The sequence below is a fragment of the Amphritea balenae genome (assembly GCF_003858655.1).
Lineage (GTDB): Bacteria > Pseudomonadota > Gammaproteobacteria > Pseudomonadales > Balneatricaceae > Amphritea > Amphritea balenae.
Map to the genome: position 1 here is coordinate 92145 of NZ_RQXV01000001.1, position 19974 is coordinate 112118.

At 48.7% G+C, this 19974-nt stretch carries 17 protein-coding genes; all 17 read right to left on the minus strand.

The genetic code is table 11. From position 1 onward, the window contains the following. Nucleotides 1–18: 18 nt before the first annotated feature. The 17 genes from EHS89_RS00510 to EHS89_RS00590 all read right to left on the minus strand — a co-directional run bounded on the left by EHS89_RS00510 (nucleotide 19) and on the right by EHS89_RS00590 (nucleotide 19901). Complete coding sequence (locus EHS89_RS00510; RefSeq protein WP_124924154.1) at nucleotides 19–612, minus strand: hypothetical protein; 594 nt, start codon at nucleotides 610–612, stop codon at nucleotides 19–21. Nucleotides 613–1102: 490 nt separating this feature from the next. Further along, nucleotides 1103–2524: an NAD-dependent succinate-semialdehyde dehydrogenase gene (locus EHS89_RS00515; protein ID WP_124924155.1), complete on the minus strand. Its 1422-nt coding sequence runs from the start codon at nucleotides 2522–2524 to the stop codon at nucleotides 1103–1105. 398 nt (nucleotides 2525–2922) lie between these two features. Further along, entirely contained in the window at nucleotides 2923–4377 is a 1455-nt protein-coding gene (locus EHS89_RS00520) for a nickel-dependent hydrogenase large subunit (protein WP_124924156.1), read from the minus strand. A 45-nt stretch (nucleotides 4378–4422) separates the two neighbouring features. Continuing rightward, a complete protein-coding gene (locus EHS89_RS00525; RefSeq protein ID WP_124924157.1) occupies nucleotides 4423–5421 on the minus strand; it encodes an NADH-quinone oxidoreductase subunit B family protein in 999 nt (332 codons plus the stop codon). After that, the gene (locus EHS89_RS00530) at nucleotides 5414–6775 is read right to left on the minus strand and encodes a PAS domain-containing sensor histidine kinase (protein ID WP_124924158.1); all 1362 of its coding nucleotides are present in this window, start codon (nucleotides 6773–6775) and stop codon (nucleotides 5414–5416) included. The genes EHS89_RS00525 and EHS89_RS00530 overlap by 8 nt, the downstream gene beginning before the upstream one ends. Nucleotides 6776–6852: 77 nt before the next feature. After that, the gene (locus EHS89_RS00535; protein WP_124924159.1) at nucleotides 6853–7206 is read right to left on the minus strand and encodes a TraR/DksA family transcriptional regulator; all 354 of its coding nucleotides are present in this window, start codon (nucleotides 7204–7206) and stop codon (nucleotides 6853–6855) included. 99 nt (nucleotides 7207–7305) lie between these two features. Further along, on the minus strand, nucleotides 7306–9090 hold the full coding sequence (locus EHS89_RS00540; RefSeq protein WP_124924160.1) for a PAS domain-containing hybrid sensor histidine kinase/response regulator: 1785 nt from the start codon (nucleotides 9088–9090) through the stop codon (nucleotides 7306–7308). Next, the gene (ercA, locus tag EHS89_RS00545) at nucleotides 9074–10237 is read right to left on the minus strand and encodes an alcohol dehydrogenase-like regulatory protein ErcA (protein WP_124924161.1); all 1164 of its coding nucleotides are present in this window, start codon (nucleotides 10235–10237) and stop codon (nucleotides 9074–9076) included. Before ercA ends, EHS89_RS00540 begins: the two co-directional genes overlap by 17 nt. Nucleotides 10238–10401: 164 nt before the next feature. Then, nucleotides 10402–12309, minus strand: a complete 1908-nt coding sequence (gene htpG / locus EHS89_RS00550; protein WP_124924162.1) for a molecular chaperone HtpG — start codon at nucleotides 12307–12309, stop codon at nucleotides 10402–10404. A 122-nt stretch (nucleotides 12310–12431) separates the two neighbouring features. Further along, complete coding sequence (locus EHS89_RS00555; protein WP_124924163.1) at nucleotides 12432–13142, minus strand: DUF599 domain-containing protein; 711 nt, start codon at nucleotides 13140–13142, stop codon at nucleotides 12432–12434. A 264-nt stretch (nucleotides 13143–13406) separates the two neighbouring features. Then, nucleotides 13407–13754 (minus strand): RidA family protein, encoded by a 348-nt coding sequence (locus tag EHS89_RS00560; RefSeq protein ID WP_124924164.1) that lies wholly within the window; start codon nucleotides 13752–13754, stop codon nucleotides 13407–13409. 286 nt (nucleotides 13755–14040) lie between these two features. Next, nucleotides 14041–15453 (minus strand): NAD(P)/FAD-dependent oxidoreductase, encoded by a 1413-nt coding sequence (locus tag EHS89_RS00565; RefSeq protein WP_124924165.1) that lies wholly within the window; start codon nucleotides 15451–15453, stop codon nucleotides 14041–14043. Beyond that, the gene (locus EHS89_RS00570) at nucleotides 15450–15770 is read right to left on the minus strand and encodes a (2Fe-2S)-binding protein (RefSeq protein ID WP_124924166.1); all 321 of its coding nucleotides are present in this window, start codon (nucleotides 15768–15770) and stop codon (nucleotides 15450–15452) included. Before EHS89_RS00570 ends, EHS89_RS00565 begins: the two co-directional genes overlap by 4 nt. Then, a complete protein-coding gene (locus EHS89_RS00575) occupies nucleotides 15748–16878 on the minus strand; it encodes an NAD(P)/FAD-dependent oxidoreductase (RefSeq protein ID WP_124924167.1) in 1131 nt (376 codons plus the stop codon). The genes EHS89_RS00570 and EHS89_RS00575 overlap by 23 nt, the downstream gene beginning before the upstream one ends. Before the next feature lie 100 nt (nucleotides 16879–16978). Then, on the minus strand, nucleotides 16979–17980 hold the full coding sequence (dctP, locus tag EHS89_RS00580; protein ID WP_124924168.1) for a TRAP transporter substrate-binding protein DctP: 1002 nt from the start codon (nucleotides 17978–17980) through the stop codon (nucleotides 16979–16981). Between the two features lie 69 nt (nucleotides 17981–18049). Beyond that, nucleotides 18050–19348, minus strand: coding sequence for a TRAP transporter large permease (locus EHS89_RS00585; protein ID WP_124924169.1), 1299 nt, complete (start codon nucleotides 19346–19348; stop codon nucleotides 18050–18052). Then, on the minus strand, nucleotides 19341–19901 hold the full coding sequence (locus tag EHS89_RS00590; RefSeq protein ID WP_124924170.1) for a TRAP transporter small permease: 561 nt from the start codon (nucleotides 19899–19901) through the stop codon (nucleotides 19341–19343). Before EHS89_RS00590 ends, EHS89_RS00585 begins: the two co-directional genes overlap by 8 nt. Between the last annotated feature and the right edge of the window lie 73 nt (nucleotides 19902–19974).

Consider the following 19974-nt stretch of genomic DNA (forward strand, 5'->3'; position numbering starts at 1 on the left):
GCTCAAAGGATTTTCAATCTAAAAATGATAACGCAAACCTATCGATGGGAAATTACTGCCTCCGCCATCCGAAATAACATCCCCTATATAATCAGCTCCTGAGCTACGGTGATGTACACGGGTATAGACTGACCAGGTATCTTTCTCAGGTAGCTTAAATTCCAACTCAAATATCATCGAGATCAATGTCTTTGTATCAGTCTCATCAAGCTCAGTTACCATAGAGCTGTAAGACAAGCCAAAACCTAAAGATACTGAAGTATCAAGATAATCATCCCAGGGTAACAGGTTCCAACTGATGGTCGGTGTAACTGAAACTTCCTGATAGCTTTCCTCACCATAGATATGGGCGAAACTCAGTTCAGAATTTATCGAAAAGTATTTATCATAATCCAGAATCTTTTTTCTCAGGCCAACACTGATTATATGGTAATCAATCAGTTCCCAATCAGCCGGAGTAAAAAACTCTACCCAGGTACTGGACGGTTCAAAGGCTTTACCCCAATGAGCGCCAATAGCCCAGCCTTCATCCCAGGGTGTCATCTCAATCCTTTTTGTATGTGAGTCCTCTTGTGCGATAGCCAGGTTAGTGACAAACAAGCCAATCAACATTGTCAAAACCAAGGCTATGATTTCAATTTTTATTTTGAGCAATCTAGCTTACTCCTTCAATACCGCTATAGCCTTAACATTTATGGTAGTTAAAGAATGCAATAAGAACAGGTTTCTCAGTAAACCCTGAAGACCAAAACAGGCAAACAACGAACTATGTAGAAATGATTCCTGTAGTTTCAAAACCCCAACAGGAAACCATATCAACATCAGTGCTATTTCGTTCTCAGAAAGGTAACAGGCTGCAAGAGATGAGCTTTCGTTTAGAGAGCTATTAACTATTTTATCAACGGAAGGTCAGCTTCAGATCGCTGCATCGGATACCAGCATCAGCACGCCGGTTGACTGTTTTCACACCGACATGCACGATGCTTTTGTGCTCTATTGCACAGAGGGGATATCAGGCACAAACCCGCTAGCCTGTATCCGTTATGTTACGGAAACGGGCTAGCGGATTTTCAGAAGTGGCTATAAAGTAAAGGATTCAAACTCAGATTGAGATACCCGCCAGTTTGGTTTCGTAGTACTCCATTAGCCCCTCACGGGCACCTTCACGCCCCAGCCCACTCTCCTTCATACCACCAAACGGCGCCGCCGCACTGGTCGGGTTAATATCGTTGATCCCCACCATACCGAACTGTAACCCTTCAAAAACTCGCATCGCACGGGAGAGATTCTGGGTGTAGATATAAGCTGCCAGCCCATAGTTAGTATCGTTTGCCATCGCTAACACCTCCTCCTGTGTATCAAACGGAATCACCGCAGCCACCGGACCAAAGGTTTCTTCACGGTAGATCAGCATCTCTTCTGTAACTCCGCTTAACAGAGTGGGTGCATAGAAGTTACCCTGGGCCAACCCGTCATCACGTAGCACCTCACCACCGGTGTGCAGCTTTGCGCCTTTGCCTACAGCATCGACAACCTGATTGTTCACTTTGTTTATTGCCGCTTCATTCACCAGTGGCCCGATATTGACCCCCGGTTCCATTCCGTTACCCGCTTTCATCCTGTTCACGCGGTTTTCAAACTCCGCCAGGAACGGCTCCAGAATCGAACGCTGTACAAAGATACGGTTCGGACTGATACAAGCCTGGCCGGTATTAAGGAATTTCACCAGCGATGCCCCTTTAGCCGCATGTACCGGATCCGCATCATCAAACACAATAAATGGCGCATGACCACCCAGCTCCATAGAAACCCGTTTAAGCTGCGGCGCGGCATCCTGCGCCAGCTTTTTTCCCACCGCAGTAGAGCCGGTAAATGTCAATTTACGTACGACAGGATTGGTACAAAGCTCTTCACCAACCGGAACCGGATCCTTTGTGGTTACCAGATTGATGACTCCCGCCGGAATACCCGCCTCTTCCAGAATTTCAAAGATCGCAATGGCACTTAACGGCGTCGCTTCAGCCGGTTTCAACACGATGGTACAACCCGCGGCGATGGCCGGAGCCACTTTACGGGTGATCATGGAGACAGGATAATTCCAGGGCGTGACTGCACCAACCACGCCGATTGGCATTTGTTGTACGATAAAGCGCTGATCAGGACGCGCAGAGGGAATTGTTTCGCCATAGGTACGCTTCACCTCTTCAGCGAACCATAACAGATAATCCGCACCATACTGCACTTCGGCCATCGCCGCCTTGAACGGCTTGCCTTGCTCTTTGGTCATCAAAGACGCTAACGCTTTCTTTCGTTCAATCATCAGTTCGTAGGCACGACGCAGGTAATCAGAACGCTGATAATTGGTGAGCGCGGACCAGCCCGGCAGTGCCGCGGACGCTGCATTAATCGCCTGCCTTGTATCGTCCCGTGTGCCATCCGCAACCTGGGCGATCTCCTCACCGGTTGCCGGGTTGTACACAGCGAAGCTGTTATCCGCTTTAATCCATTCACCATTGATAAACATACAATTCCTCTTTCCTTTCTTAGCTAGCCTCCAGCATCAAGAGCCAGGGCAGGTAGAGCAATAAATAGAAAAATTACAGGCGGGCGAACATCAGTTTCATCCCGGATAGCCCGCAAAAGATTGGGGTTAGTCTGTCGTATCTATCAATGGAGATCAACAAAAACTAAGGGTTTACCCTTAATTTATCGAGAATAGTAACTCTGATGACGCTCAGTTTTCAGATCACAATGGATAGCGTCCTGTTGAGAGCCTTTAGATCAGTCAACATTACATCTCAACCGGAAGTGGAATCAGTGCAGGGGCGGGACAGTAGTACGGAGTTTCGCTCTACTGATACATAATTTATTAACGGGAGTTTGGGGGAAAGGTTTTACACCCTAAAAATCAACCATTTACACTTAATGCACCGTACAAACCATGCAGGGATCAAAAGACCGCACAATATGTTGCACGGCAACCGGATCTTTCTCTCCGTCCTGTACAGGGGCATTCACTAAAGCCTGTTCCAAAGCGCCTGGCACCCCCTGTTGATCACGTGGCGAAAAATTCCAGGTGGTCGGGGCTATGATCTGATAATTAGCTATTTTGCCATCACGAATGCTTAGCCAGTGGCCCAGACTACCCCGCGCTGCTTCGACCATTCCTACGCCATCGGCAGAGTCGGGCAGTTTCCCATGCAGACAGAACGGCTCTTTTGGATCGATCTGTCGTGCCCATCGCTCCATTTGAGGGATAACGATTGCCAGCTCCAGCAACCTCGCCAACATCCGGTTACGAACATTGCCACCACTACGGGCGACAAGGTCCAGAATCAGTGGATGACCATTAACCAGTTGCCGTGCCAGTGCGCCGGTTTCCATAACCTGACCATCTAACCGGGGGGCTTTACACCAGCTATAGCCTTCTTTGTTATCCAACGATGGCTGAGTAACACCCAGCGCAGGGTGGCGTGGCTGGTCCTGACCCGTTAACCAACCATGGGAGATGTCTTCGGTAATCAATGCGCTGTTCAGCGCCCGTTTCTGCCCCTGACTATCGGATACACCCGAACTGAAGAATCGATCGCCCTCTAATAGATAATTACCATAACTCATAAACTGATCGACCGATCGACCATAAGTATCCAGTTGCAAGCGTTCTGAAAGATGTAAAAACATTCGCAGATCAGAACTCTGCCAGGGCTGCTGTGCTGCCCACTGTTGCAGCTCCAGCTCTGATTTTAGCTGAGCGATCTGTTCCAGCGAATCACCAAACAATCGTGTTTCCAAAAAACGCCGAAAGCCACTCAGGATCGTCAGGATTCTCAGCCGTTCCTGAGACTCTACCGGTTTCGCACTTCCCCCCGGCTGTATACTCAGGCTATGGGGCCACTTGCCCGCCAGTAATCCCATCAGATGCAGAAACTCAGCCCGGGCTGGCAGCATCTCCCGACTGGCATCGCCTTTCACCGACTGAAAACGCTGTTGAACGGTGTCAAACCAGGGCTGCGCTTTATAGATCGGGCGCGCAAAATCCGGCATAAAAAACAGATAGAAGTGTGTTAGCAGATCGGCCATATTTTCATTAGCCAGCACCAGGTTGGTACAGAGCTCACCATTTCTGGGCATCGCCAATTGCATACTGTCCGCCAACGCATAGGCACAGGCAACCGACTGACTCACCGAACAGATACCACAAATGCGAGGGGTATAAACCAGTGCATCGTAAGGCTTCTTACCCTGAAGTATCTGTTCAAAACCACGGTACAGCGTCGAATTAACACTGGCACTCTGTACCCGGTTCTCATTGATATCCAGAGTAACCTCCAGATCACCCTCTACCCGGTTAAAGGGGCCTACCAGAATTCGGCTCATAGTCTCTGCTTACACTTTTTATTAGCTTCGATTGAATAGCTTTGGCTATTTTGAATCAGCTTTCTGCTTACTCGGCGGATAGATGATACGTTCAGACACCGCATTATTTTTCAGTCGCTCAGGCGTTGCGGCTTTGGATAGTGATGCCAAAGCGACAAACCAGGCTTTCGGCATATCCGTGGGTAGCCCTACCGGAATACCGGCTATCTTGCGGGTTTGCATAAACGCAAAGGCAGGCTCTTCAAACTCCGGAGCGGTACAATTGATACAGGCATAACCACCCCGGGTACATGAGCCCTCCCCGTTCCAGGGCCTGATATTACAATCGGCGTGAGCCTGGGTACCCAAACATCCCATATTTTCCATCATGCAACCCAGCTGCCCCGGCAGTTCGGCACTGGCTTTATATTCATAGTATTCGTTACGGGCACAACCATGATGTACCAGATGATCTGCATAGGTTCTGGGGCGCCCCAGGTTATCCACCTGAGTCTCATCAAACTCACCCAGGGCAATTTGTAACAAGGTTTCGGTAATCCAGTTGGGATGAGTAGGACAGCCGGCAATATTCACTACCTGCTGGCCACTGGCCGAGCGATAATTTGCCCCCAGTAAACCTCCACTTAATTCACCGTCATACTGTAATCCGGTCGCTTCGGTAACATTTTCACCTGCGGCGCTGATACCTCCGTAAGCGGCACAGCTACCTACAGCAACGGTATAGCGAGCTTGCTGGGCTAATTTACGCACCCACTCGATCATCGGTATGCCGGTACCGCCCATCAAATGGAACCGGCCGCTACCTAACGGCCCCATTAACATTGAGCCTTCAATGCAGAGAATATCCAGTGGAATCTGACCGTCAATAGCCTGCTGTAGCAACTCAATCACCTCTGAACCACTCTCCTCACTCAATGAAGGATGCCACAACAGGTTAATACCGGCAGCCTCCAGGGTAGTAATCAGATCCGGGGACTCGGCATTCAATAGCGACATAGTACAACCACCGCAACCACCGGACTGTAGCCAGAGCAGATTAAGCATTCTCTTCTCCTGAACGGCCTTCTCCAACTTTATCCGGATCCTGTTTCGGCAGCTCTAAGGTCACCACAACACCACCGTTAGGATGGTTATGAATAGACAATTTACCTCCATGTTCAGTGACAATACCGTAGCTTATTGATAACCCTAAGCCGGTACCTTCACCCACCGGCTTAGTAGTAAAAAACGGATCAAACACCCGGGAAAGATGTTCGTCAGGCAAACCAGGACCATTGTCTCGCAATGTAAACCACACCAGCTTCGCGGTCTCCCCGGCACCAATATCCAGCTTGGCAGCAGGCTGATCACGCATCGCATCAACCGCATTCTGAATCAGATTGACTATCACCTGATGGATCTGACCAGAATGGCCAAGCGCTTCAAGTTTATTTGGCAGATGAAGATCGATTTCGATCGGCTGATTGCTCTCTTTGATGATCCAGTGCAGTGCCGTAGTGACGACATGATTAAAATCAAAACGGGTTTTTTCAGCTTCCTGACAAGATGAGAACTGGCGCAGATCACGGACGATGTCTTTGACCCGATCCGCTCCTTCCATAGTGCCATCCACCAGCGAATTAAGGTCCCGAATCGCTTTATCCAAACGCAGATCTTCTCTCAGCTCGCGCAGCTCAGAACGTGGCCGATTTTCACTTACCGCATTGAAGTAAGTCACCAGTTTTTCGGTATAACGCTGCAATGCATGCATGTTGCCATAGACAAAGCTGATCGGATTATTCAGTTCGTGTGCGACACCAGCCACCAGCCGCCCCAAAGATGCCATTTTTTCCGATTGGATCAGACGTTCCTGGGCCAGTTTCAGTTCCGCATGGGCCTGATTCAGCTCTTTATAAGCACGTTGAAGCTCACCTAAAGGCCGGCCTATCATCACCATTCCGGCCATTCGTCCCCGTTGATCTTTACGCGGACTACAGTTCATGGCCAATGGCACCAGGCCGTCCTGACCGACCAGTTCAACTTCACAATCTCTGACCGGCTGCACACGCAACTGATTCTGAAAGTCGGCTATTTTCTGGCGATAAGGCTGCGCAATCAGCTCTACAAAAGGCTGATCCAGGAGTTGTTCTGAGGCTTTACCGGTCAGCTGTTCCAAAGCAGTATTAACCTGCTGTATGAGCCCCTGCTTATCACAGACGATCAAGACATCGCTCATGGAACTCTGAACACTGTCGAGAAACCCCTGAGTCTGTTCCAACTCAAGGTTTTTTTGCTCAATTTCAACCTGGTAATGCACCAGATCGGCGTAAGTTTCATCCATTTTCTGGATAACACTAACCCAGGCCTCATCGGCTATGGCATCGGCTTCACTATGATCGGTAAACTTCTTTTCGGGCATGGGCTGTAGAAACTAACTGACTGATCTGCTTAGATTACTCTGCAGCACCCTGAAGTGCAAAAAACAGCTTACTGAAATCAATCCCGCAACTCTGTCGCGGCCTGACATTTAAGGCAGAAACGGCTATCGGGACGCGCCTCTATTCTCGGTTGAGCAATCAGTTCATCGCAGCTTTCACAATAACCGTATTCGTCTTCAGAAAACTTCTGCTCCGCATGTAGCACTTCGCTTAGTCGGGCACGGCATAACTCTAACGCAGCCTGAGCCATCTCCTGCTGTTGTAACGCTTCGCCACGGGAAACCCGACCAAAGGTTTGCTGATCTAGCTGAACCGGCTGAGCGCTCTCTTGCAGGTCCTCAATCTCCTGAACTAATTCACGCTTTAGCGTCTGCAGCGCCTGATGGCAGATTTGTAACTGGTCAGCTTTCATCAGATCTCCAGTCTTAGGATTATCTTAAGAGCTTTTCTTGAGGGCTTATTGTAAAGGCTTCTTACAAGAGCTTTTTATCAGAGCTTAGCCAATAGAATATTAAGCCTGCAACAGATGGCTAATCAGCGCCCGTAACTTACCCGGTTTCACTGGTTTATTCAGTACCGGCAGCTGTAACTCCCGAAACTGGTTTCTACTCTCTTGTGAACGTTCCGCGGTAATGATGGCGGCCGGAATATCAGTATCGCTGAAGGCCCTTAATTGCTCGATCGCTTCAACACCGGTCGTTCCCTGGTCCAGATGATAATCGGCCAGAATTAACTCAGGGGCTTCACCACTGGCAAGCCAGTTCTCTATCGCCTGATCCGCACTCTGAGCCAGGCACACTTTACAGTCCCACTGCTCTAACAGCGCTTTCATGCTGACCAGAATACTCTCTTCGTTATCGATCACCAGAATCCGCCGACCACTCAGGTCTTGCTGCGGAACCGCCAGCTGAGGCGCAAGAACCGGCGTCACAGCAGTACTGGCAAGAGGCACTGTGACACTGAACATCGTCCCTTTACCCGGTACAGAAAACACATCGATGGGATGATCCAGCATGCCTGCTATACGTTCAACGATCGCTAAGCCTAGCCCTACCCCCTTTCGGCCGCTCTGATGCCGATGATCAAGCTGCTGAAATTCCCGAAATATATCTGACAAGCGATCTTCCGGAATACCAGGCCCGGTATCCCATACCTGCAAGGAGACTTTATTCTTCTGCCGACGGGCACCCAGTAACACACGACCTTGCGGGGTGTAGCGAAACGCATTACTTAAAAAATTACGTAGTAAACGCATCAATAACCGGGTATCACTTTCAACATTTAACTGACAATCAACCAGTCTTAGCTCAACATCCGTCTGCTCAGCCACCGGCTGAAACTCAACCTGCAAGGCTGTAAAGATGTAGGACAGTGGAATGCAGGTCAGATCAGGTTTTACTGCATTCTGATCCAACCGTGATATATCAAGCAGATCGCTAAGTAGCTCTTCCGCCCCTTCCAGCGCCAGATGCACCCGATCAACCAGATGATTATTATCCGCTTCCAGCTCCCGCTCTCGTAGCGTTGATACCAACAATCGGGCGGCATTAAGCGGCTGTAACAGATCATGACTCGCCGCCGCCAGGTATTTGTCTTTACTGCGGTTAGCTTGCTGAGCCGCATCCCGGGCGACTTTCAGCTCTTTTTCAATACTGCTTCGCTCGGTGATCTCCTGTACCAGTTGTTGATTCAGGGATACCAGCTCACGGGTACGCACATTAACCCGGGACTCTAGTTCCTCATTGAGTTTTTTAAGCTTATCCTGAGCTTTTTTTCGCTCAGTAATATCTTGCACAAACGCCTCAATTATCTCACCCTGCTCATCACTCTTTAACAGTACATTCATCGAGATATCAACCGCACTGCTATCCGAACGCAATAAGCGGGTTTCATAACCAAACAGCTTGCCATATAAACGGAGTTTATCCAGCAACAAAGTATATTCGGCTGTATCAAACAGCAGGTCAGTATCGAAAGAGTGTACCTGCTGACAAAGCTGTTCAGGGTTACTGTAGCCGCAGATACTGGCCATAGCAGGGTTTACCGCGATCAAACCATTATCGATACGCGCCTGAAAGATACCATGCTGAGCATGTTCAAAGATTGATTTATAACGGTTTCGTTCCTGCTCTAACTCTTCGATCTTGCCGGTTAGCTCAGGATAGTGGCTTTTGCGAGCAGACTGCCCGCCCAACCCCATCAGGCTTTCAACGGTCAGCTCGTCATTGCGCCCAGAAGATTGCTCTTTAGACTGCTCAGAAGACTGTTCAACAGACCAATCAGAGCGCTTCTTCATAGACAACCTCGACATCCCGCTTACTGGACTTACGCGGGTTAGTCAGGATACAGGGGTCCTTTATCGCCTTATCTGACAAAACAGGAATATCACTGATATTCACACCACTGGCTGCCAGGCCTTCGATCAGCCCTACTTCCCGCTTCAGCTGAATCACCCTATCCTGAAGTTTTCTATGTACCTGCTGATTATTCAGACCACGGGTATCAATGCCCATCGTCTCAGCGACAACCCGGAACTTATCTTCAGCGGATTTAAAGTTAAATCCGATAACATGTTCAAGCAGCATCGCGTTACACATACCATGGGGCAGATCCAAAAAGCCTCCCAGGCTATGTGACATTGCATGTACAGCGCCGAGAATTGCATTTGAAAATGCCAGGCCGGCTTTCATGCTGCCAAGCATCACCTGTTCACGCAGCTTGAGATCCAGTGGATTCTTCACCAACGCGACCAGATTATCGTTAACTAGCCTGATAGCATCCAGAGCATGCATATCGGTCAAAGGACCCGAGCCGGTAGAGACAAAAGCTTCAATAGCATGTACCAGAGCATCAACACCGGTACAGGCGGTAAGAAAGCTATCCATTGTCACCGTCGTTTCAGGATCGATCAGCGATACATCGGGAACCACCGCTTTACTCACGATGGATATTTTCATCTTCTCCTGTTGATCAGAGATGATGGCAAACTGAGAAACATCGGCAGAGGTGCCTGCCGTAGTCGGAATAAAAATCAGGGGCGGAATAGCTACATCAATAGTATCTACCCCTTCAAACTCAAGAATGTGGCGATTATGGGTCGCCACTATGCCTATACCTTTTGCACAGTCCATTGGACTACCACCGCCCACCGCGACAATCAGGTTGCAGCCTTCAGCGGTATAAATTTCTGCCCCTTTCATCACCTCTTCGGCACGGGGGTTAGGCGATACATCCGTAAAAGTGACATAGTCAAAGCCCGCTATCCGCAGACTCTGAGCAACATCATCTACCCAACCGGCGGCCACCACTCCCGGATCTGATACCAACAGAATTTTTCTGGCACCAAATGACCGGGCAAAATTACCCACCGTATTCCGGGCTCCGGCACCAAACACGATTTCCGGGGACACAAACTTTCGCAGATTCGCGATTTCATCACTCATTCAGATTTCCGCTCCGGGTTTCCTTACCCTTTTTATTGTTATTCTGGCACACTAATTCAATGCTATTGATGGATTATAACAGTGTAGCTGACACAAAAAAGGCGACCCGTGGTCGCCTTTAGTAATAAGTATTAATACTTAGTAGTCATCAGCTTATAGCTTTATTAGCTGATCAGATTAACCAGCAGCTTATTCAAACGATTAACATAAGCGGCAGGATCATCCAGCTGACCACCAGCTGCAAGTTGTGCCTGTTCAAACACGACCAGCGCTAATTCGTTGAAGCGGTCTTCATCAGCTTCCTGATCCAGTTTGCTGACCAGCGCGTGCTCAGGATTAATTTCGAAGATCGGCTTAGTATCAGGTACAGCCTGACCCGCAGCTTCCATAATCTTGCGCATCTGCATACCCATGTCATAGGCACCCAGCACAACACAAGCCGGAGAGTCAGTCAGCCGGTGAGTTACTCGTACCTCACTAACCTGCGCGTCCAGGCTTGCCTTCAGACGCTCAGTCAGACCTTCCATCTCTTTGGCAGTCTCTTCCTGAGCTTTCTTCTCATCTTCGTTTTCAGTCTCGCCCAGGTCCAGATCACCTTTGCTGACATCCTGGAACGACTTACCGTCAAAGTCGAACAGCTGACTCATCATCCACTCGTCTACGCGATCAGACATCAGCAGCACTTCGATACCTTTCTTACGGAAGATTTCCAGGTGCGGGCTGTGCTTAGCGGTGTTGTAGTTCTCAGCAACGGTATAGTAGATCTTTTCCTGACCTTCCTGCATACGGGAAACATAGTCTTCCAGTGATACAGACTGCTCAGCAGAATCATTCTGAGTCGATGCAAATCGTAGCAGCTTCAGAACCGTTTCACGGTTAGCCTGATCTTCCGCCGGTCCTTCCTTCAGAACTTCACCGAATTCAGTCCAGAATTTTGCGTACTGCTCCGGATCATTCTTAGCCAGCTTGCCTAACATATCCAGGGCACGCTTGGTCAGCTGTGCACGTAGCTTATCGACCACAGGGTCTTTCTGCAGAATTTCACGGGATACGTTCAGAGACAGATCATTAGTATCAACTACACCCTTGATGAAGCGCAGGTACATCGGCAGGAACTGATCAGCTTCGTCCATAATGAATACGCGCTGTACATAAAGCTTAAGGCCGCGCGGCGTGTCACGATTCCACAGATCGTATGGAGCATGAGCCGGGGTATACAGCAGACTGGTGTATTCCAGTTTACCTTCGACCCGGTTATGGCTCCATTTCATCGGTTCCTGGAAGTCGTGGGAAACATGCTTATAGAACTCTTTGTAATCATCTTCGCTCAACTCGCTCTTGGAACGGGTCCATAACGCAGTAGCAGAGTTGACTGTTTCATCTTCCGGTGCAGCCGGCTCTTCACCCTCTTCTGCCGGTGCAGGCTCGGACTGCATGATTACTGGCAGCGAGATATGATCAGAGTACTTACGTACCAGGTTACGCAGACGGAAACCATCAGCGAACTCTTCCTCACCCTCTTTCAGGTGCAGAACAATCGTGGTACCACGTTGTGGTTTATCAACGGTAGCGATAGTAAATTCGCCTTCGCCCTGAGAAGTCCAGTGCACACCTTCAGCAGCCGACTCGCCCGCACGACGGGTAAAGACTTCAACTTTATCAGCAACAATAAAGGCTGAGTAAAAACCAACACCAAACTGACCAATCAGCTGTGAATCTTTCTTCTGATCGCCGCTCAGTTCAGACAAAAATTGTGAAGTACCAGACTTAGCGATAGTACCCAGGTGATCGATCACATCCTGGCGACCCATGCCGATACCGTTATCGGCGATAGTGATGGTTTTAGCCGCCGCATTAAAATCGATACGGATATTAAGCTCGCCATTGCCTTCATACAGGTCATTATTGGCCAGTGCTTCAAAACGAAGCTTATCGGCGGCATCGGAGGCATTCGAGATCAGTTCCCGCAGGAAGATCTCTTTATTGGAGTAAAGAGAATGGATCATCAGGTGAAGCAGTTGCTTCACTTCGGTTTGAAAGCCAAGAGTTTCTTGCTGAGTTTCTGCGCTCATTTATCAATTCCCAAACTAACTAAATACAAATTATTTCCTGCAAAAGAGATGGGGCCAGCCCCTTCCATTTCAAGGGGCCGGATAAAAAAAATGAGCTTGCCTGAGTAATAGTCAAAGAGTATTTAGTCGGTATTACTGATCACCAACTGACGTAAAGTAGACGACTTGAACTCCCGTCGGTAAAGAATAAACACTACCCCTGCGGTCAATCCCATAAACACCCAGGGATTAACGAACCAGCCCAGTACCGCTAAACTGAAATAGTAGGTACGCAAGCCCAGATTAAAATTATTCGCCGCCATCGAGCTCATGACAGCCAGTCTATTTGCATGCGCCTTACACTCAGCACCATTGACCTGATCAGGCATCGGCGCTCCGCCGATCATTACCGAAGTAAAACCATACTGACGCAGGCTCCAGGTAAATTTAAAGAAGGCATACACAAACAAACCGATTAACAGTAATAACTTCAACTCCCATTCTGTTTTCGTCGCCTGACCGGCAAAAGGGATATCATCGATGACATCAATCACTTTTTCAGTAGAACCCAATACAGTCATCAGGCCCGCCAAAATAAGCATGGTAGATGAGGCAAAAAATGATACGCTACGCTCCAGATTGGCTATCGCGGTTGTATCAGCAATTCGGACCTCCCGACTGAGCATGTTGGTCATCCATTGTAACCGGTACTGATGCATCAAGCTGGCCAGACAGTAAGTATCTTTAGCCCGCTTGCGGGTATATGCGTTATAGCCCTTAAAGCAAGCGAGAAACCAGAACATTGCCAACAGATTGATCCAGTTGGTCATTATAAAGTCGGTTAGTTGCTGCATTGTTTTTCCCGCTATTGAACTTAGTTAAGCCATTGTAATTAAATAACTCAGGCAGACAACCATGGTTCGCTCAAACCTCTCATATGTGGGCACTCTTGATACTTAAAGTAACTAAAACGATGACCCAACAGTGCACGAACCGTATAGAGAGTATTCAAAAATACTGAGCATTGATTTAACTCACCAATATATAAACAAAAAAGCCCTCATTCCGAAGAATGAAGGCAAGGTTTTATCACTACGACAATGATAAATCGAAGTACTTTATTTAGCAGCAATTACCGATATTTCTACCAACAGATCAGGACTTGCCATCGCGGCTTGAACACAGGCCCTTGCTGGAGCATGACCTTCGGGTACCCAGCTATCCCAAACAGTATTCATATCTTTAAAATGATCCATGTTTTTAAGATAAATAGTCGCTGAAAGCATTTTTTCCGGACTGCTTCCAACAGAAAACAAAAGATCAGAAACTTTCTCAAGCATCGTGCGGGTTTGATCCATAATATTGGCGGAGCGATCTTCAGCTACCTGACCACACAGATATATTGTATTTTCATGTACAACAACCTTACTCATGCGGGCTGCTGTCTGATAACGTTCAATTGTCATATCAAATAATTCTCTTAATTAAAGGAAGCTGCGAACAAGTCCCATACGCCTCTGGTTTTCAGAGAGAATGAAGATCAAGGCAACAATTACAGACATACTGGTTGTACGTCGAAAATTGTTAACGCCGAGATTCGGTCTCTCTGAAGGCCCCGAAGGGCGGGCTCTAGAACGACCATCTGCTTTGTCAGGCAGCTTGAAAAGGTCCCGACATTTCACTGCACTGCCTTTCGCGCATTTGGCCGTTCTATAGTCCGCAGAGAATATATTGGACTTATTCGCATCTTCCCTAACAGTTTGAATCGGCATTACCGATCGTAGCCAGTTCGCCCAGTGTTAACGGTTTAATAGGTGCGCGAATGTTGTAATAACCAACCTGTGCAGGCGATGCTTTCAGCTCACTGGCCAATAATGATGAAACGGTTGTTCCGCATTGGCGCCCCTGGCATGGCCCCATACCTGCACGACAAAAAGCTTTGGTCTGATTAGGGCCGCGACATCCATCATTTGCCAGGCTACGAATTTCCCCGGCAGTCACCTCTTCACAGCGACAGACAATGGTTTCATCCGGCGGTGACATAAACTCTTCAGCAGGGCTATATAAACGGTCCAGAAACGGCCTGATGACTAACTGCTGCTGCAATTCCTGTATCGCCTTTTCCTGTTCAATCTCATTATTCCCAGAAGTAGCCGATCCCGCATCTCTTTGGCGGACGATCTCAAATACGGCCAGCTTCCCCTGCAGCTCAGCAGCTAGTGCACCACCAATTCCGGCGGAGTCACCCGCGACCAGGATATCCGGATGACTACTCTGTCCCCATTTATTAAGCTCAGGTTTCCAACACTTCTGAACCTCATCCCAAACATGGGCAAGACCAAGCGATCGGGTCAGCTGGCTATTAGGTATAACGCCCTGATGAACTAACAGACTGCTACAGGAAAGCGTTTGCTGATGACCTTTATTATCATAATAAGTAACCGCCGAAAGGTTACCTGACTCGTCCTGATCCGCACTAAGACCGGTAACACCACTCAACTGCTGTATCCCGGCTTTTCTTATTTCAGACAGCATCCGCATGCCTTTCAGCACAAAGCGCCAGCCCTTTAAAGCACCCAGGAATTCAGGCAAAGCTGATCTATAATTTTTACCGGGGGTCGTATCCAGAATCGCATCAATCTTAATACCGGCCCTGATTAACTGACATGAAATCAGCAACAGCAGCGGACCACTGCCAGCAATGACAATTGGCCCCGGCGGCGTAAGCCCGGATGTCTTTAACAATATCTGAGCAGCTCCACAGGTCATTACTCCAGGCAAAGTCCATCCTGGGAATGGAGAGGGTCTTTCCTGTGCGCCGGTCGCAATAAGCAGCTTATTAAATTCAAAGCGCCGACTTTCACCCTTAACCGATACATAGAGGATATTATCGGTAGTCACTTCCCAGACAGTTGCCCCATGCAGATAGGTAACACCAGCACCAGAAAAAGCCGTTAATAGCTTTTCACCATAGTAATAGTCTGGCCCAAGTATCTGTCTATCTTTTAATGCGGGGCTACCAATATTGCGATAGATCTGCCCACCCGGGCGTGGCTGCTCATCAAGCAACAAGACCTTAAGCCCCTGCTTCGCTGCAGTGCTGGCTGCCGACATACCAGCAGGGCCTGCCCCGATAATCGCTAAGTCAAACTGGTTGGAGTTCATAAATCATCTCCCAATACCTGACGCGCCCCACGCTGAATATTCACGACCATTCCATCACGGACCTCAGTCATACAGGCCTGCGTATTTGGCTTGCCGTCTATCTCCATCAGGCAATCGAAACAGACGCCCATCATGCAGAAGGGAGCCCGCCCACTATCAGTAACCGGTGTTGTGCGAGAAGGTCTGACTCCTGCTTGTAATACTGCAGCAGCCACACTTTCACCTTCTAACGCAGTTATCGTCTGGCCTTCAATACAGATAGAAACCAGCCCTTTTTCACTAACAGGCAGACGATTAAACCTGGAATCGGTTGGCATGAAATTTCTCCAAATTAAGTACCGGATCAGGATTACCCTCGGCAATCCAATCAGCGATTGGGCCAGCATGCGCTGCTGCCAGAGTGACACCACTATGGCAGGTCACCAGAAATGCCCCCGGGAATTCTTCTGACTGCTGGTAAATAGGGTGCCCGTCCGGAGTCATTATGCGTAAAGCCCCCCAGGAACGAATTAGCCTGACATCTTTCAAAAGTGGAAACATAGTCACTGCCCGGCGAGCAATATCCGCAATGACATCGGTGGTAGTGCCACTGTCAAAGCCAACATCCTCCTTGGAATCGCCGCACTGAATCGTACCTTCAGCAGTTTGTCTTACATGTCCGGTTGGATAATCCAGGAAATGCTTCACTCGCTCAGCTATCAGCACTTGCCCACGATTAGGAAAAATGGGCGCTTCAATGCCGACCATGGAAGCCAGCTTCTTATTCCCTAAACCCGCCGCTAAAACAACTTTGTCACTGACGTAGCGGCCATCGGCACTGTGCAGATGAAACTGACCATTTATCGGTTGAACACTGTTGATTGCAGCGGAATTAATTAGCTTTCCGCCCAAACTTGTAAACCTCTTCAACAGTGCGCGCATCAGATACAACGGATTAACATGACCATCTTCCGGCCCCCAGGTAGCACCAGCCACTTCAGGGCCTATTTCAGGCACCATCTCTTTAAGCTGCTGATGATCCAACACCTCAAACGGGTAGCCTTCGCTATGGTTCGCTGCCATCTGATCGAGCATATTCGCCCGTTGTGATAGTTCACTTTCAGATAAGCAGACAAACAATCCGCCCTTCTGCGACAGTTGAAGATCTATGCCAGTACTCTCTTCAAGACTGGCTGCCATATCCCCCCACAATCGGGCGGATAAGCGGGATAGATTGGCATATGCCGGGTAGCTATCGCCCTTTCCCTGCACCCATACCAGACCAAAATTGCCCCGCGATGCCCGGAATGCGATATCACCCTCATCATAGATGGTGACTTGCTGCCCCTTCTCCTGGATGCCCAAAGCGACAGCCAAACCAACTAAGCCACCGCCAACAACAGCCACATCAGAACCATTACGGCTTGTTCGGATACCCGCCGCCATCTGCTTCTCTCCAATAGTTTTGGTAAATCTTATTCTGGTAAACGTTAAAGCTTGATCAGGTAGGTCCGGCCAGGCATGTAGCCTGACCGGCGGATCGAACTTATTGAGCCAGAGCGGCGTTAAGAATTTTCTCAGCCCATTCCTTGCCGATATCATCGACAATTTCAGGCCATACATTCTGTTTAACTTTTTCAGCAGTCGCTGCAATCTGCTCAGGGGTTACCTCAACAATAGTTGCACCGGCATCAGCCAGGCGCTGCTCATTTGCCGCCTGATCTTTCTCAGCCGTTGCCCAACGACGGTTTTCAAAGTTCAGAGCCGCCTTAGATACGGCAGCTTGCTGCTCAGGTTTCAGATCATTGAAGCGCTCTTCATTGATCAGCAGATACCACACTTCAAAGTGTGTATTCAGTGGCACATAGTATTTTGTAACATCGCGGAATGAAGCGAAGTACCCCTCAGCACCCGAGCCTATAACGCCGTCAACCACGCCGGTCTGAACAGCTGTAAATGCTTCTGAGAATGGCAACGGTGAACCGATAAAACCAACATTATCTGCCAACAACTGGAACACCTTAATCGGCGGAACACGTACTTTAGCAGACTTGCTAATAGCTGAATCAGCAGCACCATCAACTTGTTTATTCAGCGCAATACCGCCGAAATAAACTGGCCACGCACCTAAGACTTTGATGCCCTGCTGCTGGTACAAAGAAGATACCGTGTCACGCATTACAGAACCGGGGCCAAACTTACCCTTGGCATCCTCCCATCCCTGAACCATGTATGGCAGCGATACAATCTGAAAACGCTTATCAACGCTGGAGGCGATTGGTTGCACTGCCATATCGACAGCACCAAGACCAACACGTTCCTGTACCACCGTGTAATCGCCCAGTGCATTTGCCGCGTAAAGTTTAACCCGCAACTTACCCTCTGTTGCCGCAGAAACGTCTTCAGCGAACTGCTTGGCATCTATATCAATAGCGGCCCCTTGTGGACGAACATGGGACAGTTTAAGCGTTGCCGCTTCGGCAATTCCAACGGTGGCCAGCGACAAAGACATCGCCAGAACTAATTTTTTAGTAATTGATGTAAACATGGTTTTCCTCTTTTTGTTTTCATTGGACTATTTTTTAAGACAATCTATTAGGTCGATGCTTTAGCGTTTTCAGTAACCCAACATTGCCGGGATATACTCAGAGAGTTCGGGCCAGATCAGAACCAGCACCACTACTGGCAGATAACCAAACAGCAACAGGATCATTGCCGGTTTAATCACTTCAGTGAATTTAACGTTACCTATTCGAGCACCCAGATAGAGGATGCTGGCATACGGAGGTGTCACCCCGCCCATCGCAGTGGTAACACCCATAATGGCGGCAAACTGGATTGGGCTTACGCCAAGCGCGCCCATCAAAGGCATCAGCAGTGGTGCAGTCAGAATGATCGCGGTAATATCATTAACAACCATGCCGATAGCGAACAGAAACAGTGTGACCAGAATCAGCAGCGTCGTTTTGTCCTGAGTAATCTCAAAAATGGACTCCACCAGCGCTTGTGGAATATCTTCCATCACAAACATCTGACTCAGCATCAGACTAAACAGGATCATGATCAGGATCGCGCCAACGGCGGTCGCAGACTCTTTTCCCGCTTCAAGGAAACCTTTCCAGGTAAGCCCTTTATAGATCATGAAACCTACCGGCAGAGCATAAATCACAGCAACAGCAGCCGCCTCTGTTGGCGTCATAATGCCGCCATAGATACCGCCCAGGATAATCACCGGCATTAACAAAGCGGGAGTAGCAAGTACAGTATTTGAGCCGGCCTGTTTGACCATTTCACCCATTGAGACTTGCTCATCCAACACCAGTGGAAACTTCCGCGCCATCACCAGATTCACGATGGCAAAATTCAGCATGATCAGAAGCCCAGGCCCCAGCGTTGCCAGAAAACTTGCCAGAATTGATGTCTCGGTGACCCAGCCATAAACGATCATGGTGACACTGGGTGGAATCAACAGACCCAGAATTGAAGAGTTGGCGATCAGAGCTGTGGCGTAAGCACGCGGATAACCTTTACGCTCCATCTCAGGAATCAGCAACGGGCCAATGGCCGCAATACCGGTCAGGCCACTACCAGAAATTGCACCGATAATTGCACAGCTGATTGAAGCCACAACACCCAGACCGCCACGAATACGGCCGACAAAGACGTTAACAAACTTCAACAGACTTGCTGCAATACCGCTGACACTCATGATGGTGCCGGCAAATACAAATAAAGGAATAGCCAGAAGCACGGGGTTAGTTAACTGGCTGAATCCCCATAGCATCATCCCCTTAAAGGTCGCTTCACCGATTAAGGCCATTACCATCAAACCGGCACCAAAACAGTACGGCAGGGGTACCCCTAAGCTGAGCAAAATAACGAGCACAGCAAACGCTAATAGTGCGATTTCAATCATCTGCACGTACCTCTTTCTGTTCTAACATCTGAAATTCATCGAGTTCACTGGTGTGAGGGTGCTCATGATCTATCGGCTTATCTGCTTCAGGACCTCCCTTGATCAGGAAGCGAACATGCTTATACAGATGCCAGGCGACATAACAGCTCATCAGCAGGAGACCAATAAACAGAGCCGATTCGTAAATAATGGTTGGCAGGTAGAGGGTCGGAGTCTCTTTGCCAACGCGCATGGCATATTTGAAGTAGTCCCATGCCCACCAGGTTAGCCAGGCAGAGATGATCAAACTTAAGAACTCTGATATCACTAACAGAATATGACGGGCTCTTTCCGTATCGAGAAAAATCTCAAGGACGTTAGCCCTGATTTGAGTATCCTCACGGGAAGCATTAACTGCTCCAAGGATGTAAAGCCACAGGGTCGGGATAACGGCTACTTCCTCTAATCCCATAATCGGAGTTTCAAAGACGTAACGCGTAATAACCTGAACGAATTGCATACCAGCCACGGTGCTGATTAATATCGCCAGAGTGTATCTGAACAACCTCTCCATAATTATTATCTCTTTGCTGGAGCCTATTAAAAGTTGATAGTGCTGAGATAAAGTTCATCTCAGCAGGTCATGC